We start from the raw sequence: 16,580 nt of genomic DNA, 5'->3' as shown, positions 1-16,580 counted from the left end.
TGAAAGAGGGAAAAAGTGATGAAAAAAATAGCAACAATGGCTTTATCAATTGGATTTGCAAGCGCCTTATTATTAGCTGGTTGTGGTTCAAATAATGACAATGCAGTTTCTAATGGGGTCAATAAAATGCTTGATACAACAGAACAGTTATCAAAAGCAATTGACAGTGGAAATCAAGCAAAAGTCAAAGAAGTTGGTCCAAAATTAGAAGATCAATGGTCATCTTTTGAAGATGAAGTAAAAAAAGATAATAAAGATCTTTATACCAAAGTTGAAAAGTATCTAGATCCAACAATTGCAGGTTCAAAAGCACCTACTTTAGATAAAAAAGCATTAGGTACTTTAAATAATGAACTCACTGGTGCATTGAAAGAATTAGCTGATAAAACGAAATAAAAAAAGTAATCCTTTCTTTGTATTTAAAATTACTTAAATTAGGGCTATTCCATAATGGTTAATACCAGATTTTGGAATAGCTCTTTTCAATACTAAGACGTTTTTAATTCTAATTTTCTTGCTACAATTGATAGTGTGTAGTTAACAACCCAATACATAAATGCAGCTAATAGGAAGATTGGAATAATGAAATTAATGTTCTGTGCATTTATGACTTGTGCATTATGCATAAGCTCAGGAAGAGCAATAACAACCGCAAGCGATGTATCTTTTAAAAGTGAGATAAATTGGCTCACAATTGGCGGTACCATTCTTTTTAAAGCCTGTGGTAATACAATGTGCCACAGAGTTTGGACATATGTAAGACCTGAAGAACGCCCTGCTTCAATTTGCCCTTTATCTATAGAGTTTAAGCCACTTCGAATAACTTCTGATATCATCGCAGATTCAAATATCGTTAATGCTACAATAGCAGCCATTTCAATACTCATTTGAATCCCTACTTCTGGTAATGCAAAGAAAGTAAAGAAGATGATTAAAAGCAACGGTAAGTTTCGTATGATTTCTACTACAACTGCAAATATTTGAGAAATCACGGGTATTTTCGTATAGCGAATAATTCCGACGAACGCTGCAAGTATAAAGCTTAAAATAATTGAAATTGCCGCAATTTTTAATGTTACAACAAAACCATTCAACAGGAATCTTAAATGATCTGGAGAATAAGCACCAGCAAAATCCATAATAATTTCGCCCCCTATTAATTACTCTTTGCAAGGCGTTTTTCCAAATAATTAACGCCAGTGCTTAAAGGTATAGTAATCACTAAATAAAATACTGCAACAAAAATATATACATCGAACGTTACAAAAGTACGTGTAGATATTAAATCAGCTTGATACATTAAATCTCCTGCAGCTAATATAGTTAAAATTGATGAGTTTTTAACAAGATTAATAAATTGGTTACCAAGAGGTGGAATAACAATTTTAATCGCTTGTGGCAAAACAACATAGCGCATCGTTTGAATATAGGTTAACCCTGAAGAACGTGCTGCCTCTGTTTGCCCCTTAGAAACGGATAAAATACCAGCTCGAACAGCTTCTGCAATAAATGCAGAAGTATAAATAATAAGTGCCAGTGTACCAGCCTGAAAGCCATTTAGTTGAAGACCAATCGTAGGTAAGGCTGTATAAAAGAAAAAAGCAATAATTAATAAAGGAATATTGCGAAAAAATTCAACATAGGCTGTTCCGATCCAATTTAATGGTTTAATTGGTGCAATTCGAAGAACGGCTAGTATTGTTCCCAATAGAAAGCTACCCACTAGGCCAATTAAACTTATATAAAGTGTATTTAAAAAACCTTCTATGTACATATTCCAATTTTCTATTAAAATATTAAAATTTGGCATTTTTATCACTCCTAACGACGATGAGTGTAGAGTACATTTTAAAAATTAGGTATCAAGAAAGAACGGGCAGTAACAACCTAAGATCTAATTTATTCCATTAGAATAGGTGACTGCCCGTTAAAATCTAAATGGTTAGATTAAGCATTGTTAAAAATACATTAGATTTACATTAACAAGTGACTGGTATTACCAGATATTATTTGTTACTTGTTTTAATCCATTTTTTGTAGATTTCATCGTATCGACCATTGTCTTTCATTTCTTTTAATGCATCATTTATTGCTTTTACTAATTCTGGACTGTCTTTTTTCACAGCGATACCATATGGTTCATCCGTGAAGATGTCACCAACTACTTCATAGTTTGGATCTTCGTCAACCATTCCGTAAAGGATTGCATTATCAGTTGTTAATGTATCACCTTGACCAGCTTTTAAAGCTGTAAATGCTTCAGCATAGTTTTCAAATTCTAATACTTGGGCATCCGGAGCCTTTTCGCGAATGTTTACAGCAGAAGTAGAACCTTTAACGGCAAGAACTTTTGTACCTTTTTTTATATCATTAATACTTTTAATTGGACTACCTTTTTTCACAAGAAGTGCTTGCCCAGCTTTGAAGTAAACATCAGAGAAGTCTACTTCCTTTTTGCGTTCCTCAGTAATTGTCATGGTTGCTACGATTGCATCAATATCCCCTTTTTGTAGCATTGGAATCCGTGTTTTTGAAGTTACTTCTTTAAATTCTGCTTTGGATTCATCACCTAAAATAATTTTTGTTATTTCTTTTGCAATATCAATATCAAACCCTTCAATATTACCTGTTTTGGGATCTTTTAAACCAAATAAACGAGTATCGTTTTTTACACCAAATACAATTTTATCTTTTGCTTTAATCGCTTCTAATGAATTCTTTCCAGTGTTGCTAGAAGAATCACCGGACGAATCCTTTTTGTCTCCACATGCAGCTAACATAAATACTGAAAGTATTGCTAAGAATAAAACTGTAAGTAAACCCTTTTTCTTTTTGAACATAAATATTTCCCCCTTATGAAACTATTAATGATTTAAAATCCGGCTTAGGAATAACTTTGCACGTTCTTCCTTTGGTTCTTGATAGAACTCAACCGGATCTGAATCCTCAAGTATTTGGCCTTTATCAACGAAAATAATTCGATCAGCTACTTCCTTTGCAAAGCCCATTTCATGCGTTACAACAACCATTGTCATTCCTTCTTTAGCTAAATTTTTCATAACATCTAATACTTCTCCAATCATTTCGGGATCAAGTGCAGATGTTGGTTCATCAAATAGCATGATTTCTGGATGCATTGCTAATCCTCTTGCGATCGCAACACGTTGTTGTTGTCCTCCAGATAGTTGTGACGGATAAGCATCTGCTTTATCCGGAATTCCTACTTTATCCAAATAGGCTAATGCTGTTTTTTTTGCTTCTTCTTTGGTTTGTCCAAGTGCTTTAACAGGAGCAAGCATAATATTTTCTAACACGGTTTTATGTGGATAAAGAAAAAAGTGTTGAAATACCATTCCAATTTTACGGCGAAGTTTGTTAATATCTGTTTTTTTATCATTTAGCTCAATATTATGAATCTTTAGCGATCCCCTAGAAATTGTTTCCAATCGATTGATACATCGAAGCAATGTACTTTTACCAGAACCAGATGGTCCAATAATAACAACAACCTCTCCTTTGTTAATGGTGAGATTAATATCTTTTAATACATGGAAATCCCCATAATACTTATCTACGTTCTTAAATTCAATCATTGTGAGGCCCCCTTAGCAAACAAAGACGGAATATTCCGAAATTTGTAGTTGGTATTTGAATATATGTTTAACTAATTTTTATATTTTTAATTTTTTATTATCATATCGTATTGTATATTTATAAATCAAGTAAATATTGTAATAAATATAATATTTTTGGAAATTGTGATAATAATAGTTAATTTTTTCTTAAGAAATAACCATTGGCAGGTTAAAAATATGAAACCAATTATTATGAACGAGAGGATACAGGAGCAAAAGAAAATGGTGAAAAAGCTCAATATTGAATTTGCCTTTGATAAAGATTTAGTTGGATTTATGAATTCAAAAATAAATGATAATAATATCAATCATAATTTATACAAAGATTATCAACTATTTATCTTAATCTATTTGTAAGTTGTGGATAAGATTTTTTATGATAATTTTTTTGTGCACAGTTTATAAAAAACTTATGCACAAATTGTGAGTAACAGATGGAATAATAGTCTATTTAGCATTTTGTCCACATGAATGTAGAAAGTATCCACATTTATTAAAAAGAAATGATGTTGAATTTATTTTTTATGCACAATTTAATATAAAACGCAAAACTTATTTCCCCTGAAACTTTTCTTTATAAGTTTACGTAAATATAGTAGAACACCGTAAATGAAGGAGGAATGCTTTATGTTAAAAAAACTAGCATCGGATGCACTTGGATTATCGGATATTGGGGTTGTTGTACCAAAAGAAGATTTTGATAAAACAGAGTCAGATGACTTTGTTAAACATGAATCAGGGGAAGTTGTATATTTCTTGATTAAAACAAAGTCAGATGAGTACTGCTTTACAAATCAAGCATTAATCCATGTAGATGGTGATTCAGCTATTAGTAAAAAACGTTTATTGAAACGATATGATTACGAACATAGCACAATATCTGAGGTTATGTTAGAAACAGCAGGAACCATTGATTTAGATATTGAAATTAAATTCACAATCGATAACATTCCAATGTCAATTGATATTCATAAAAAATTTGATACTGAAATTAAAGATCTCTATAAGGCATTGCATACTATTTCGATGGAGATGCTTCATAATAAGAAAAATTTCGAAATCGCACAAAATAGTCTAAGCTATGCAGCACAATCAATCGGAAAAATAGAATCTAAAGAAGTAACACCAGCACAATCCTTCGAACAAATTACACAATTTGCGACTAATTGGGTTATAAAGAATAAAGAACAATATATTAAAAAAGATTTTGGAGACATATTCGAACTATATATTAATCAATAATACTATAAAACCTTTGTTACTCTTAAGAATAACAAAGGTTTTTGTCTTTACATAGGAATGTAAACAGTGGAAATGGGTACATAGTGGTCGCTTCAACTTGTGTCAAAAATTAACACAAATAAAAAAGAGTCTTTGGCTTTCGCCAAAGACCCAAAATTAGGTTTATACTCACACGAAGTTCAGATTTTATTTTGAAATAAAACACCGAACTTTTAGGATTCTATCATACTATCAATTCATGTTCAAGGTTTGTAAAAATATTGACACAACAATGTGAATTATTACCAAACTATTGTTTTTTGCTGATAGATTCTTCTATCTTTATGCGTTATTGGTTTTTTCGTAACTAAAAACGGCTACAACTATATAAAGTAATAAAAAAAGAATTATAGATCCACTCCAAGTGACGTTAATACGCTCAAAGCCTGTAACTATGAACTTTTTAAAGAGCACGACACTTATAACAAACTGTACAAAAGTACTAATAGTATCTATGGATTTTGTCAATTTTATATTGCAACTAGCAATAATAAACAAGCAGATAATATCAAGTAAGATAATCATAGAAAAAATTAGTATGATAAACCAACCGAAGTAGAAAAGGTCTTGGTACCACTTTTCGAAAATATCAATACTTGCTAAGTTAAATTTAGCTAATATAGTATATAAACCATAAAATCCAAAGTAAGGAACTGTAATGGCCAAAGTAAGGGAAATACATAAAATAGCAATAATGAGTAATAATGCTGACCATCCAGAAACACGAATTTTAATCTTTTTATGTTTAAACATAGAAATCCCTTCTTTACCTATCAAATAATATAGGCTTCTATTCTCTCTTATTTCGAAGTTTTTAAGCTTAATCTATCACATTATAGAACAGTAGCGATCACAATGCACATGAACTGTATGCTGTTCTAGAGGAGATATTATTTTTGTGCTATTAAACTATGAAATATAGCTTATATTTGCGAATTGTTACAAAAACTTAATTTGCTTGTAAGAATATCATACTCCTATTACATGTTACTATAAAACTGTTTAGAAACAACCTTAAAGATATTGGAAATATACATTCCTATACATACCTAAAGAGACAGGTGAAATTATGTTGAAAAATGCAAAATGGTGGATGCCCTTTGCTTTAGTACTATCCATATTGGCTTATAATCCTCATCATACTTTTGCTTCTTCTTCAACAGAGACAGCATACAAAGATGTGATGATTGTTTACAATAATGCAACGGGAAAACAGCAAATTTTGAAATTGGCGTCTTCTATTAAGAATAATTTTGATTTATTAAATATTGTGCAAGGGGATTTTAGTGCAAAGAATCTAGAACTATTAAAACAATCTCCAGATATTAAGGTAGTTGAGAAAAAAACTGAACCACTAGAGACAAATAGTACATCCTTAAAGGGGATTATGCCATTAACGAATATGAGATTGCTGGGGGTACAAAATGCTTGGAATCGCAATCTTACCGGAAAAGGCGTAAAGGTAGCAATTTTTGATACAGGTGTAGCTAACATTCCTGCGTTAGCAAATGTTAAAAAATATTCTTTTGTAGATGATGATCCTGCAACTCCTGAAGATGAAAGTTCATCATTAGATACAGATGGACATGGGACTGCTGTTGCCGGAATTATAGCAGGACAAGTAAGCAAGCTTATAGCAGATGGTTACTTAGTCGGTTTAGCCCCTGATGTACAATTATACAGTGTTAAAGTTTTTGAACCTACGGGTGCAAAAGTTGAAACAATCCTAAAGGCTGTTGAATGGTCTATAGAAAATAATATCGATATCATCAACATGTCACTTGGCACTGAACAAGATGATCCCATACTCTATCAAGCCATTAAAAAAGCTAGTTTAGCTGGTATTACAATGGTTGCAGCAGCTGGGAACGAAGGGAAATCAAGTGTTGATTATCCTGCAAAGTATAGTGAAGTAATTGCCGTATCAGCAATTGATAATAATAAAAAGCTATGGAGAAAGTCTAATACAGGAAGTCAGGTAGAGTATGCTGCACCCGGAGTAGATATTTATACGATGAGTTCGACTAGACCTTTTGTACAAATGACAGGTACATCGATATCGGCACCACATGTAACAGGAATCATTGCACTACTTAAACAGCAATATCCAACCTATACTCCAGGTAAACTACGAAGTGTAATCCGAAATTACACAATTGATTTGGGGAGTACAGGTAGAGATTCTTTATATGGTTATGGAATTCTAAATACAGCTATAGCAAGCCCAGCTAATGTGAGTAAACTCTCTACATTAAATATTACGAAAACATCAGCAACTTTACACTATGAAATGGCACAAAATGCTGTTGTTCCAGTAGAAAAATACCAAATAGCTGTAACAGGCGAGAAGACGATTACAACAACCCACACAAATTATGTATTAAGAAGCTTAAAGCAGGGTACTACATATCACGCAAGAGTTACAGCCATTAGTACACTTGGTAAAGAAGCTACGGGAAAGACTATCAAATTTACAACGGCAAAAGATTCTGAATCCAAAATTTATGTAAGTAAAAATAAGGAAAAGATTAATAGTATTATTAAGAAAATCAACCAAAGAAAAAAACTAAGTCTAAAATATGAATTTTTACCACTTTATACGGTTTACAGTGATTTATCTGCATCTCAAAAAAAAGCTGTTAAAAAATATCGATATAGACTTCATTTAACGGCTATTTCAACTACTGCGAAATCAAAATATGAAAAAGCAACTAATTTATCTAACATGAAAAAGAAAAGATACACAACAATCATATTTAAAAAGCCAATCAAAGCTTCAGCATTAAAAACAAATCATATTTATGTCAATGATTCAGGGAAAAATAGAACAAGCTTCAAATTAGCAAAAAGTAAAAATGGGAAAACTATTAAACTATCAACAAAAAAATCATTAGCTCCAGGGAAATACGTTATTTTTATAGATCGAAAGGGTCTTAAAACCTTAAAGGGAAATGCATACAAAAATTCACTTGCAGTAAAGTTTACAGTGAAATAACTTGATTTTGTGATAATCGAAAAATGCTAGTATTCGTAAATTTTTACGAATAGCTAGCATTTTTTTATGTACTAACGTAATTGCAAAGCCTTTTCTAGATAAATAATTTATATTTCTCAAACTTTTAAAAAAAATTAGTTTCATTTTGAAAAAAATATGTTAACCTATATTTATTAATAGTTAACTCAAAGGATGGGGAATAAATGACTTCAAATGTTTCTGGAACAAAGACAAAGAGTAAACTAACAACATTAGAAATTGTGTATTGTGCAATGTTTGCTACATTAATGATGATTGGTGCTAACATTACATCTTTTGCACCGTTTTTAGTAGTTGGTGGGGTGCCAATTACACTTCAACCTTTATTTGCTATTTTAGCAGGGCTAGTTTTAGGTAGCCGTTTAGGTGCTATTTCTATAACTGTTTATACACTTCTTGGTTTAGTGGGTGCTCCTGTTTTCGCTAAGTTTAGTGGTGGTTTTTCTTCAATATTAAGTCCAACTTTTGGATTTATCGTAGTGTTTATACTATCCGCTTATGTAGCAGGGAAAATGGTGGAATACCGACGTACAAAAACAATGTATATTGCAGCAGCACTTGTTGGGATAGCTCTTGACTATTTAATCGGTACAAACTGGATGTACTATGCATATAAACTTTGGGCAGCAGCTCCAGAAGGATTTACTTATAAAATGGCTTGGTTATGGATGATGCCGCCTCTTCCAAAAGATATTATTTTAGCTGTATTTGCAGGAATTCTTGGATTCCGTTTACAAAAAATCATAAAGGTGGGTCACTAATATGGATTACGCAAAATTAGCTCAGCAAGTCATTGAAGGTTACCAAATTACAGATGAAGAAGCATTAGCAATTTTAGAGTGTTCAGATCTTGATTTATTGAAAGTGCTAGATGCTGCTTACCAAATTCGTCATCATTATTTTGGCAATAAAGTGAAACTTAATATGATTATTAATACAAAATCTGGATTATGTCCGGAAAACTGTGGCTACTGTTCACAATCTATTGTTTCCAAAGCACCAATCGAAAAATATCCAATGATGAAGCAGGCAGAAATTGTAGCTGGAGCAGATCGTGCAGCAGCATTAAATGTGGGTACCTATTGCATCGTTGCAAGTGGTAGAGGTCCTGTGAATCGAGAAATTGATATTGTCGTAGATTCAGTAAAAGCGATTAAAGAAAAACATAAAGATATGACTATTTGTGCATGTTTAGGTATATTAAAGCCTGAACAAGCAGAGCGTCTAAAAGAAGCAGGTGTAGATCGTTATAATCATAATATCAATACATCTGCAAGAAATCATTCCAATATAACAACATCACATACATATGATGATCGTGTACAAACAGTTGAGCGTGCAAAAGCAGCAGGAATCTCTCCATGTTCAGGTGTCATCGTTGGTATGAAGGAAACTAAACAAGATGTTATTGATATGGCACGTAGTTTACATGCATTGGATGCAGATTCTATTCCCGTAAACTTCTTAAATGCCATTGACGGTACACCACTTGAAGGTACCCATGAACTAAATCCACGCTATTGCCTAAAAGTATTAGCGTTATTCCGCTTCATCAATCCAACTAAAGAGATACGAGTATCGGGAGGCCGCGAAGTTAACTTAGGCTCACTTCAACCATTAAGTCTATACGCTGCAAACTCTATTTTCTTAGGTGACTATCTTACAACAGACGGTCAACCAGGAGCTGAAGATAAGAAAATGCTTGAAGAACTAGGATTTGAAATTGATTTAGCACCAATGCAAAAGAGTGCTTGTGTTTAATAAAATGAAATTCTCCAATAAATAAAGGGACCGTTAGATAAAAATAGGACTTTTGTTTTCATTAACTGAAAGGAAATGACTTCTGGAGGATAGTATTCCCTATAGCAAAAATTAGGGAATATTAAGGCAGAGCAAAATAAAAAGGTGCATTAATCCCCTGCTAATCAGGGGTTAATGCACCTTTTTTGAATTTCATTGGTAATCGATTCACAGTAAAATATTATTTGCTTAATTTCTTGATGAATACGACTTTTAAATAATTGAACTCCGGAAAGTTACGATTTGCACGGAAATCTTTGGGTAATCCGTATTGGTCGATGATTTTATATTTAGTATTAGTTGATTTAAATGCTTGGTCGATAAAGGTTTTGAATTTTTTCATTCCAAAGCTGGCGTTATTAGTTGAAGCTACAATAATGCCATCTTTTTCAGTAATAGCAATAGCATCTGCCAATAATTTTGGGTAATCTTTTGCTGTAGAGAAGGTCATCTTTTTGGTGCGAGCAAAGCTTGGTGGATCTAAAACAACTAAATCAAATTTTAATTCATGTCGAATAGCGTATTTAAAGTAGTGGAATACATCCATTACTTTAATATCCTGAGCTTCATAGTCGATACCATTTACACTAAATTGCTCAATCGTTTTAGCTAAACTACGTTTTGCTAAATCCACACTTGTTGTTTTTGTAGCACCCCCTAATGCAGCTGCAACTGAAAAAGCACCTGTATAGGAGAAAGTATTTAACATATTTGTTCCATTTGCATAATGATCCCGAATAGCACGGCGAACATCACGTTGATCAAGGAAAATTCCCGTCATTGCTCCATCATTTAAGTTTATAGCAAAGTTCATGCCATTTTCTTTCACAATGATAGGAAAATCGCCAGCAGTTCCCATAACAAAATCATCTTGTTCAATATATTGCCCTTTTGTATCGAAACGCTTTTTCTCATAGACTGCTTTGAAATCAACAAGTTCATTTAATGCGTTATAAATATATTCCTTAAATGTATAGATTCCTTCACTATACCAGCTTACCAAATAATATCCATCAAAATAGTCGATGGTTAAACCACCGATACCATCACCTTCGCCATTGAAGACGCGAAAAGCTGTAGTTTGGCTGTCATTAAAAAAATCTTCACGATGTGATAAAGCAATATTTATCTTCTTATTAAAGAAAGATTGGTCAATTTGTTCATGCTCTTTTGTAGTTAAAACCCAGCCAATCCCCTTATTTTGATGGCCGTAATAGCCGGTTCCAATATAATGATTATGCTGGTCTGCTAAACGGAAGATTTCGCCTTCTTCCAAAGATTCTTTACTTTGAATTGCATCTTTTAATATGAGTGAATAGCCTCTTTTTAGTTCAGGAACATACTTAGGGTCTATTCTTAAAGTACTTATATTTGTCATCTTGTCATCCTTCAGATTTATTTTCCTCATTATCTCATTTTTTCGGAAGAAATGCGAAGGTAAGTAGTCTTAGTTAGCTATGGAGTAATGATAATTATTTAAATACAATTATACTGATCCGATTTTAAAGGATAAGAAATTTTCTTCAATTTATTTATATACTTTGCATACTATACATTATGGGCTCCTGACTTCCAAAGGCGAAAATCAAAAACCCCTTACTATTTCATGAAATAATATTAACTAATAAAGGGATATCAACTTGGTTGTAAGCTGACATCCCTGGATTACTCTTAGAATAATCCACCAACATACTGCGCATTATGTTGATGGATTTGTCTTTTACTGGAGCCTGATCATCATTCTAGGGTAATGCTTGAGTGTCGCCTAGCTTTTAGAACAAAGCATACTCTTGCTTACCTTAGAACTTGTAATTTAAGGAGAAGGAGACTTTTACATCTGTTGTTCCTGTTGTTAAACCTTGAACTTGAATAATGTGTAAGCCCCTTACAGTTAGAGCTACAGTTTGCCCAGGAGCGATGTTCACATCAGTACCCGAACTACCTGTAATAATTAATCTAACAGTTTGTTGAGTTGCATTTCCATCTTGTAATGGGTTTTCTACTACAATTGTTCCGTTTATGTTAAACGGAGATTCATTGGTCCAAACTGTAACTAAAGATTGGTTCACTACATGAACGGTTGAACAAACTGCATCATTCACGCAACAAGGTTCCATATGACAATTTCCTAATTTAGCCATGTATTCACCTCCTGAATTTCTTTTTTGTACATGTACAATGTATTGTATGTTATAGGATCTGATGAGTATTGAACAATTTGTCTAGATAGTTTTAAAAATAAATGATATTTTTTTCGCCAACGTTTATTTGAATATCAAGGTTTCCGTTTACGAGTTCAACTGTTGAGGAAGTTTCAACTGATTCTAAATCTGAAATTGTTATATATTCGTAACGTCCTTTTGGGACCACCAATGAAATGGAGCCTTGTTTTGAGTGGAAGATGAGATTTAGTTCGGGATCAATCCCATCATATTTAATACCAAGGGTCACTATGTTTTCTAAGTGTTTTTGTCTGTTTACCCATAATTTCTTTGGATCATCTGTATTTGTTAAAGTAAAAGGTAAACATAATTCTTCTTTGATCACAGTAGATTTGATTAAGCAATCGAAAACAGGGATAGATACAAATTCTATTCCACAAAAGCATGAAGGATCTATAGTAACTAGTGCCTGTGTTCGAAACAATTTTTTTGCACCGCATAGGGGTTTTAGTAATTCCACTACAGCACAATTGTTTTTTAAATCAATAGAAATAAGGTTAAAAAAACAAGATGTAATGAAGCATCCTCTCGAGATTCCAATTGTAGAAAATAATTCGCCGTTTCTTCCTATTAATATGAATGGATGTTCAGTCTTTGATTTTAGAACATGAGGTACGTGATTAAATAGTTGGTTTATTACGTTAGACATAAAAAATGTCACCTCCCTTAACACGATTAAATTAGCGTGTATTATTATCATACGTAGGACTATAAAAGGTGGATACACTATGCTTCTTCATTTTGTAAAAAAAGTAGGAACCATAGGAAGCATTAATAAATGCAAGCATAACTCTATATCTATAAGTTATAAAAATATTCTGTTTTTTGACCAATCACATGCCTAAAAACCCTATAATATGATTAAAGCAATTAGAAAATAGGGGGATTTTGCATGCAAAATTATGATGTAGTTGTGATCGGCGCAGGCTCTATGGGGATGGCAGCAGGGTATTTTCTTGCGAAGAATGGTAAAAAAACGTTACTACTAGATTCATTTAATCCACCACATGATCATGGTAGTCATCATGGGGAAACGCGAATTATTCGTTATGCTTATGGAGAAGGGGAACAGTATGTACCATTTGCATTACGTGCAAGAGATTTGTGGCAGGATCTAGCTCAAAAAACAAATAAAGAACTTTTCTTACAGACAGGTGTTATCAATGTAGGAGATCGAGATGACCGATTTATACAAAACGTTATTACTAGTGCAGGAAAGTTTGATTTGCCTTTAGAGGTATTATCATCAGGGGATATACATAAAAAATGGGAAGGTATCTATCTTCCAGAGAATTTTATTGGGTGCTACGAGCCAACATCGGGCATCTTAAAAGTAGAGCTTTGTATGGAGGCTTATCGAGAATTAGCAGTAAAAGAAGGTGCAGAAATTCGCACCAACAGTAAAGTAATTCAAATTGATACACAGTCTGATCATCAGTTAATCATTACAACGGAAAATGGAGAATCATTTACATCGAATTCAGCAGTTCTATCTGTTGGAGCGTGGGCCGGGGAATTGTTAAAGCAGTTGGATCTTAATTTACCGTTAACTCCAATACGCAAAACCTTTGCTTGGTATGACGTAGATGAAGGTTTATATAGTAGAAGTAAATTTCCAGCATTCGCCTTTGAATTATCAGATAGTATCTTTTATGGATTCCCAAGTATTGATGGAGCAGGTTTGAAAGTTGGCCGTCATGATGGGGGGGAAATGATTAATCCAGATGAAGACAAGCTCCCTTTTGGAGAAGTTCTTGGAGATGAGGAAGATTTAACAAGTTTTCTTGATCGATTTATGCCACATGAACATACATTGAAATTCGGCAAAACATGTATGTATACGATGACACCAGATGAGGACTTTATCATTGATACACATCCGAACTTTAAAAATATTGCAATCGCTGCAGGATTTTCAGGGCATGGCTTCAAATTTGCGAGTGCTGTTGGAGAAGCATTAAGTAATTTAATTATTAAAGGCAAAACAGATTTAGATATAACACCATTTGCTATTAACCGATTTAATAGGGAAAGCAAGTAATACCAATCATTAGCATTTTGACTCAAAAGAGCTCAAAATGCTTTTTTTACTTTTTGTATGTAAAAAATAACCAATAAAATTGCTAAAGTATTAAAAATCGAGTAAATGTATGTCATTTTGTATTATTTGTAATAAAAAGTAATAGCTTTGTAAATGAAATCGCGTTGTTTCTTCATTAAATTTTCCATAATATTAGTATATAAGTTATTAAAAATACAGCGAAAATTATCGAATACATCAAATATAAACTATACTAACTATGGAGGAACAATATCTAAATGAATAAGAAAAGCGTATTAAAAGTAATTGCCGCAAGTACATTGACCCTAACATTAGGACTTGGAACATTATTAGGAGCTACTCCTCAAGAACAAATACAAGCTCAAGCAAAAACAAACATAGAACATACTTCAATTACAACCGTATCTAGCTCAAAAGCTGTCAAAATTTCTGGTAAATATAAAACAAAAGCAGCCCTAAACATGAGAAAAGGTGCTTCAACTAAATATAAAAAAATTACAACCTTAAAAAAAGGTGCGGTTGTTACTGCTACATATAAGAAAACGGTTAGTAACAAAAAGTGGTATAAAGTAAAATATAAAGGCAAAACAGGCTGGGTTTCAGCATCATATTTAAAAAAATATACAAAAACGAAAAAAGTATCGAATGCAGTAGCAGGCAATAACCTAATTAGCATTGGTAAAGAGTATTTAGGCGTTCCTTATGTATGGGGCGGTATGTCTCCATCAGGCTTTGACTGTTCAGGCTTTACAGCATATGTTTACAAAAAAGCAGGTTATGGCACATTACCTCACAGTAGCCGTACACAATATGCTGTTACAAAGCGAGTAAGCAGCCCTGATGTTGGTGATTTAATCTTCTTTGGTGCCACACCAGGTAGCAATACAATTACACATGTAGGAATCTATGCAGGGAATGGTGAAGTGTTACATGCAGCTGGCAACAAAGTACAATTCCAAAGTGTAGCTAAAGGTAGCTATTGGTCAGCACGTGTCATTGGATATGGTTCCCTATAAGAAAAACGAATAAAAATTGAATAGTTGGATGATATTGATTTCCTCCATATAAAGTAAGTCACGCTATTAGTCTATGTAGATAAAAGCGTGACTTTTTGTTTTGTTCTTTTTCCCATGTTTATTTTCAATTGTAGATGGAAATGGCTGAATATATTGATCATCAAGGAGGTAAAGATGGATGGATATAAATGAACAACAAAAGGGAGGACAACCTGCTCAAACCCAAAGTAACCAACCAGGTATTGAATCCATTATGAAACCAAGGCCACTTCAACCTATTGACTATATCGGAAGTGGTAAGCTAAAGAACCGTGTGGCAATCATTACTGGTGGGGATTCAGGAATAGGAAGAGCGGTTGCGATTGCTTATGCAAAAGAAGGTGCACATATTGTTATAAATTATTTAGAAGAGCATGAGGATGCTAATGAAACAAAGAAATTAGTTGAGCAAGAAAAGGTAAAATGTTTATTAGTAGTAGGAGATATTTCAAAAGAAGAGACAAGTAAAAAAATTGTCGATCAAACAATGCAAGAATTTGGTTCAATTGATATTATTGTCAATAATGCAGCAGTACAATATCTTGTAAAAAATTTTACAGATATAACAAGTGAACAGTGGCATAAGACATTTGCCACAAATATAGACCCTGCCTTTTATTTAAGCAAGTATGCGATGCCACATTTAAAAGAAGGCAGTTCGATTATTACGACCACTTCGGTTACTGCTTACAAGGGGAATGAGCAATTAATTGATTATTCTGCTACAAAAGGTGCAATCGTAGGATTTACACGAGCACTTGCTCAAAATGTAGCGGGAAAAGGGATTCGTGTGAACATGGTAGCGCCTGGCCCTATATGGACACCGCTTATTCCATCTACATTTGATGCACAGCAGGTAGCAGTTTTCGGAGTGGATACACCAATGAAACGACCAGGACAACCACGTGAATTAGTTGGCGCATATGTATTACTTGCGTCAGATGAAGGAACTTATATGACTGGACAATGTATTCATGTAAATGGTGGAGCAATTATGAATTCATAAAATATAATTTGAGAATAGCCCAAAATTCTTGTTAAATAAAATAAGAACTTAAAAAGCTCTAGTAAGAGAAAATTGATCTCTACTAGAGCTTTTTTTAATGTTAAGCTTGTGTAGCAGCACCAATGCTTGAAACGATTTCTGCAACGACAATTTGGCTACCAAGTAATGGAGATTCCTTAGGTGCTTCTCCTGGTTTAGATTCAGGGCGTTTATGAGCTTGTTTGAACGCATCACTTTCACGCCATTTTTTGAAGCCATCAAGATTTTGCCAGTACATATTTACGCTCATTTCGTCATACTCTTCAAAATCTCTGCAAACAGCAACTTCTACTTTTATGAAGCCTTCAAATGATTGTAATGCGCCAGGACGTGTAAAGTTTGGTGCCATTTTTTCTGCAAAGCCTTTTTTTACTTTAATACGGTTCGTTACTACGTACATGTAAAATCGCTCCTTTTCATTCAATTGCATATCTTCTATGAAAGCT

The 16,580-nt window shown here is 33.2% G+C and carries 18 protein-coding genes; 9 read left to right on the top strand and 9 right to left on the bottom strand.

Translation table 11 applies throughout. From position 1 onward, the window contains the following. Positions 1-18 precede the first annotated feature (18 nt). Positions 19-396, top strand: a complete 378-nt coding sequence (locus tag CEF14_RS13485) for a hypothetical protein (RefSeq protein ID WP_102693328.1) — start codon at positions 19-21, stop codon at positions 394-396. A 92-nt stretch (positions 397-488) separates the two neighbouring features. Here the strand turns inward: CEF14_RS13485 and CEF14_RS13480 are convergent, their stop codons facing one another. From CEF14_RS13480 to CEF14_RS13465, 4 genes are all read right to left on the bottom strand, one after another. Next, complete coding sequence (locus CEF14_RS13480) at positions 489-1,139, bottom strand: amino acid ABC transporter permease (protein WP_102693327.1); 651 nt, start codon at positions 1,137-1,139, stop codon at positions 489-491. Between the two features lie 17 nt (positions 1,140-1,156). Then, positions 1,157-1,810, bottom strand: coding sequence for an amino acid ABC transporter permease (locus tag CEF14_RS13475; RefSeq protein WP_102693326.1), 654 nt, complete (start codon positions 1,808-1,810; stop codon positions 1,157-1,159). A 196-nt stretch (positions 1,811-2,006) separates the two neighbouring features. Continuing rightward, the gene (locus CEF14_RS13470) at positions 2,007-2,840 is read right to left on the bottom strand and encodes a transporter substrate-binding domain-containing protein (RefSeq protein WP_102693325.1); all 834 of its coding nucleotides are present in this window, start codon (positions 2,838-2,840) and stop codon (positions 2,007-2,009) included. Positions 2,841-2,864: 24 nt separating this feature from the next. Beyond that, the gene (locus tag CEF14_RS13465) at positions 2,865-3,593 is read right to left on the bottom strand and encodes an amino acid ABC transporter ATP-binding protein (protein ID WP_102693324.1); all 729 of its coding nucleotides are present in this window, start codon (positions 3,591-3,593) and stop codon (positions 2,865-2,867) included. 219 nt (positions 3,594-3,812) lie between these two features. On the opposite strand from CEF14_RS13465, the gene CEF14_RS18835 reads away from it, so the two are divergent. Together CEF14_RS18835 and CEF14_RS13460 are read left to right on the top strand one after the other, a co-directional pair. Beyond that, positions 3,813-3,992: a hypothetical protein gene (locus tag CEF14_RS18835; RefSeq protein WP_146013885.1), complete on the top strand. Its 180-nt coding sequence runs from the start codon at positions 3,813-3,815 to the stop codon at positions 3,990-3,992. 270 nt (positions 3,993-4,262) lie between these two features. Next, a complete protein-coding gene (locus CEF14_RS13460; RefSeq protein WP_102693323.1) occupies positions 4,263-4,877 on the top strand; it encodes a PH domain-containing protein in 615 nt (204 codons plus the stop codon). Positions 4,878-5,198: 321 nt separating this feature from the next. Here CEF14_RS13460 and CEF14_RS13455 read toward each other — a convergent pair whose 3' ends face one another. Then, a complete protein-coding gene (locus CEF14_RS13455; protein WP_102693322.1) occupies positions 5,199-5,669 on the bottom strand; it encodes a SepA family multidrug efflux transporter in 471 nt (156 codons plus the stop codon). Between the two features lie 319 nt (positions 5,670-5,988). Between CEF14_RS13455 and CEF14_RS13450 the strand changes: the two genes are divergently transcribed. The 3 genes from CEF14_RS13450 (at position 5,989) to bioB (ending at position 9,711) form a co-directional block, all read left to right on the top strand. Then, on the top strand, positions 5,989-7,911 hold the full coding sequence (locus CEF14_RS13450; RefSeq protein ID WP_170061518.1) for a S8 family peptidase: 1,923 nt from the start codon (positions 5,989-5,991) through the stop codon (positions 7,909-7,911). A 203-nt stretch (positions 7,912-8,114) separates the two neighbouring features. Beyond that, the gene (locus CEF14_RS13445; RefSeq protein WP_102693320.1) at positions 8,115-8,711 is read left to right on the top strand and encodes a biotin transporter BioY; all 597 of its coding nucleotides are present in this window, start codon (positions 8,115-8,117) and stop codon (positions 8,709-8,711) included. A gap of 1 nt (position 8,712) precedes the next feature. Continuing rightward, a complete protein-coding gene (bioB, locus tag CEF14_RS13440) occupies positions 8,713-9,711 on the top strand; it encodes a biotin synthase BioB (RefSeq protein ID WP_102693319.1) in 999 nt (332 codons plus the stop codon). Between the two features lie 220 nt (positions 9,712-9,931). On the opposite strand, the gene CEF14_RS13435 is transcribed toward bioB, so the two are convergent. The 3 genes from CEF14_RS13435 to CEF14_RS13425 form a co-directional block, all read right to left on the bottom strand. Next, complete coding sequence (locus CEF14_RS13435; protein WP_102693318.1) at positions 9,932-11,128, bottom strand: class I SAM-dependent rRNA methyltransferase; 1,197 nt, start codon at positions 11,126-11,128, stop codon at positions 9,932-9,934. 421 nt (positions 11,129-11,549) lie between these two features. Then, entirely contained in the window at positions 11,550-11,891 is a 342-nt protein-coding gene (locus CEF14_RS13430; protein ID WP_102693317.1) for an S-Ena type endospore appendage, read from the bottom strand. Positions 11,892-11,982: 91 nt separating this feature from the next. Next, a complete protein-coding gene (locus tag CEF14_RS13425) occupies positions 11,983-12,621 on the bottom strand; it encodes a CotZ-related putative spore coat protein (protein ID WP_170061517.1) in 639 nt (212 codons plus the stop codon). 243 nt (positions 12,622-12,864) lie between these two features. On the opposite strand from CEF14_RS13425, the gene solA reads away from it, so the two are divergent. From solA to CEF14_RS13410, 3 genes are all read left to right on the top strand, one after another. Next, the gene (gene solA / locus CEF14_RS13420) at positions 12,865-14,013 is read left to right on the top strand and encodes an N-methyl-L-tryptophan oxidase (RefSeq protein WP_102693315.1); all 1,149 of its coding nucleotides are present in this window, start codon (positions 12,865-12,867) and stop codon (positions 14,011-14,013) included. A 278-nt stretch (positions 14,014-14,291) separates the two neighbouring features. Next, complete coding sequence (locus tag CEF14_RS13415) at positions 14,292-15,050, top strand: C40 family peptidase (RefSeq protein ID WP_102693314.1); 759 nt, start codon at positions 14,292-14,294, stop codon at positions 15,048-15,050. A gap of 178 nt (positions 15,051-15,228) precedes the next feature. Next, positions 15,229-16,095 (top strand): SDR family oxidoreductase, encoded by an 867-nt coding sequence (locus CEF14_RS13410; protein WP_102693313.1) that lies wholly within the window; start codon positions 15,229-15,231, stop codon positions 16,093-16,095. 100 nt (positions 16,096-16,195) lie between these two features. Here CEF14_RS13410 and CEF14_RS13405 read toward each other — a convergent pair whose 3' ends face one another. After that, positions 16,196-16,534 (bottom strand): heme oxygenase, encoded by a 339-nt coding sequence (locus CEF14_RS13405; RefSeq protein WP_102693312.1) that lies wholly within the window; start codon positions 16,532-16,534, stop codon positions 16,196-16,198. Between the last annotated feature and the right edge of the window lie 46 nt (positions 16,535-16,580).

The sequence above is a fragment of the Rummeliibacillus pycnus genome (genome assembly GCF_002884495.1).
Lineage (GTDB): Bacteria > Bacillota > Bacilli > Bacillales_A > Planococcaceae > Rummeliibacillus > Rummeliibacillus pycnus.
Note: the sequence above shows the minus strand (reverse complement) of the source record. Positions and strands in the feature narration are given on the sequence as shown.

Bases quoted from the DNA above. Each gene is read 5' to 3' on its own strand.
- CEF14_RS13485 (WP_102693328.1), top strand. From the start codon at position 19: ATGAAAAAAATAGCAACAATGGCTTTATCAATTGGATTTGCAAGCGCC.
- CEF14_RS13480 (WP_102693327.1), bottom strand. From the start codon at position 1,139: ATGGATTTTGCTGGTGCTTATTCTCCAGATCATTTAAGATTCCTGTTG.
- CEF14_RS13475 (WP_102693326.1), bottom strand. From the start codon at position 1,810: ATGCCAAATTTTAATATTTTAATAGAAAATTGGAATATGTACATAGAA.
- CEF14_RS13470 (WP_102693325.1), bottom strand. From the start codon at position 2,840: ATGTTCAAAAAGAAAAAGGGTTTACTTACAGTTTTATTCTTAGCAATA.
- CEF14_RS13465 (WP_102693324.1), bottom strand. From the start codon at position 3,593: ATGATTGAATTTAAGAACGTAGATAAGTATTATGGGGATTTCCATGTA.
- CEF14_RS18835 (WP_146013885.1), top strand. From the start codon at position 3,813: ATGAAACCAATTATTATGAACGAGAGGATACAGGAGCAAAAGAAAATG.
- CEF14_RS13460 (WP_102693323.1), top strand. From the start codon at position 4,263: ATGTTAAAAAAACTAGCATCGGATGCACTTGGATTATCGGATATTGGG.
- CEF14_RS13455 (WP_102693322.1), bottom strand. From the start codon at position 5,669: ATGTTTAAACATAAAAAGATTAAAATTCGTGTTTCTGGATGGTCAGCA.
- CEF14_RS13445 (WP_102693320.1), top strand. From the start codon at position 8,115: ATGACTTCAAATGTTTCTGGAACAAAGACAAAGAGTAAACTAACAACA.
- bioB (WP_102693319.1), top strand. From the start codon at position 8,713: ATGGATTACGCAAAATTAGCTCAGCAAGTCATTGAAGGTTACCAAATT.
- CEF14_RS13435 (WP_102693318.1), bottom strand. From the start codon at position 11,128: ATGACAAATATAAGTACTTTAAGAATAGACCCTAAGTATGTTCCTGAA.
- CEF14_RS13430 (WP_102693317.1), bottom strand. From the start codon at position 11,891: ATGGCTAAATTAGGAAATTGTCATATGGAACCTTGTTGCGTGAATGAT.
- CEF14_RS13425 (WP_170061517.1), bottom strand. From the start codon at position 12,621: ATGTCTAACGTAATAAACCAACTATTTAATCACGTACCTCATGTTCTA.
- solA (WP_102693315.1), top strand. From the start codon at position 12,865: ATGCAAAATTATGATGTAGTTGTGATCGGCGCAGGCTCTATGGGGATG.
- CEF14_RS13415 (WP_102693314.1), top strand. From the start codon at position 14,292: ATGAATAAGAAAAGCGTATTAAAAGTAATTGCCGCAAGTACATTGACC.
- CEF14_RS13410 (WP_102693313.1), top strand. From the start codon at position 15,229: ATGGATATAAATGAACAACAAAAGGGAGGACAACCTGCTCAAACCCAA.
- CEF14_RS13405 (WP_102693312.1), bottom strand. From the start codon at position 16,534: ATGTACGTAGTAACGAACCGTATTAAAGTAAAAAAAGGCTTTGCAGAA.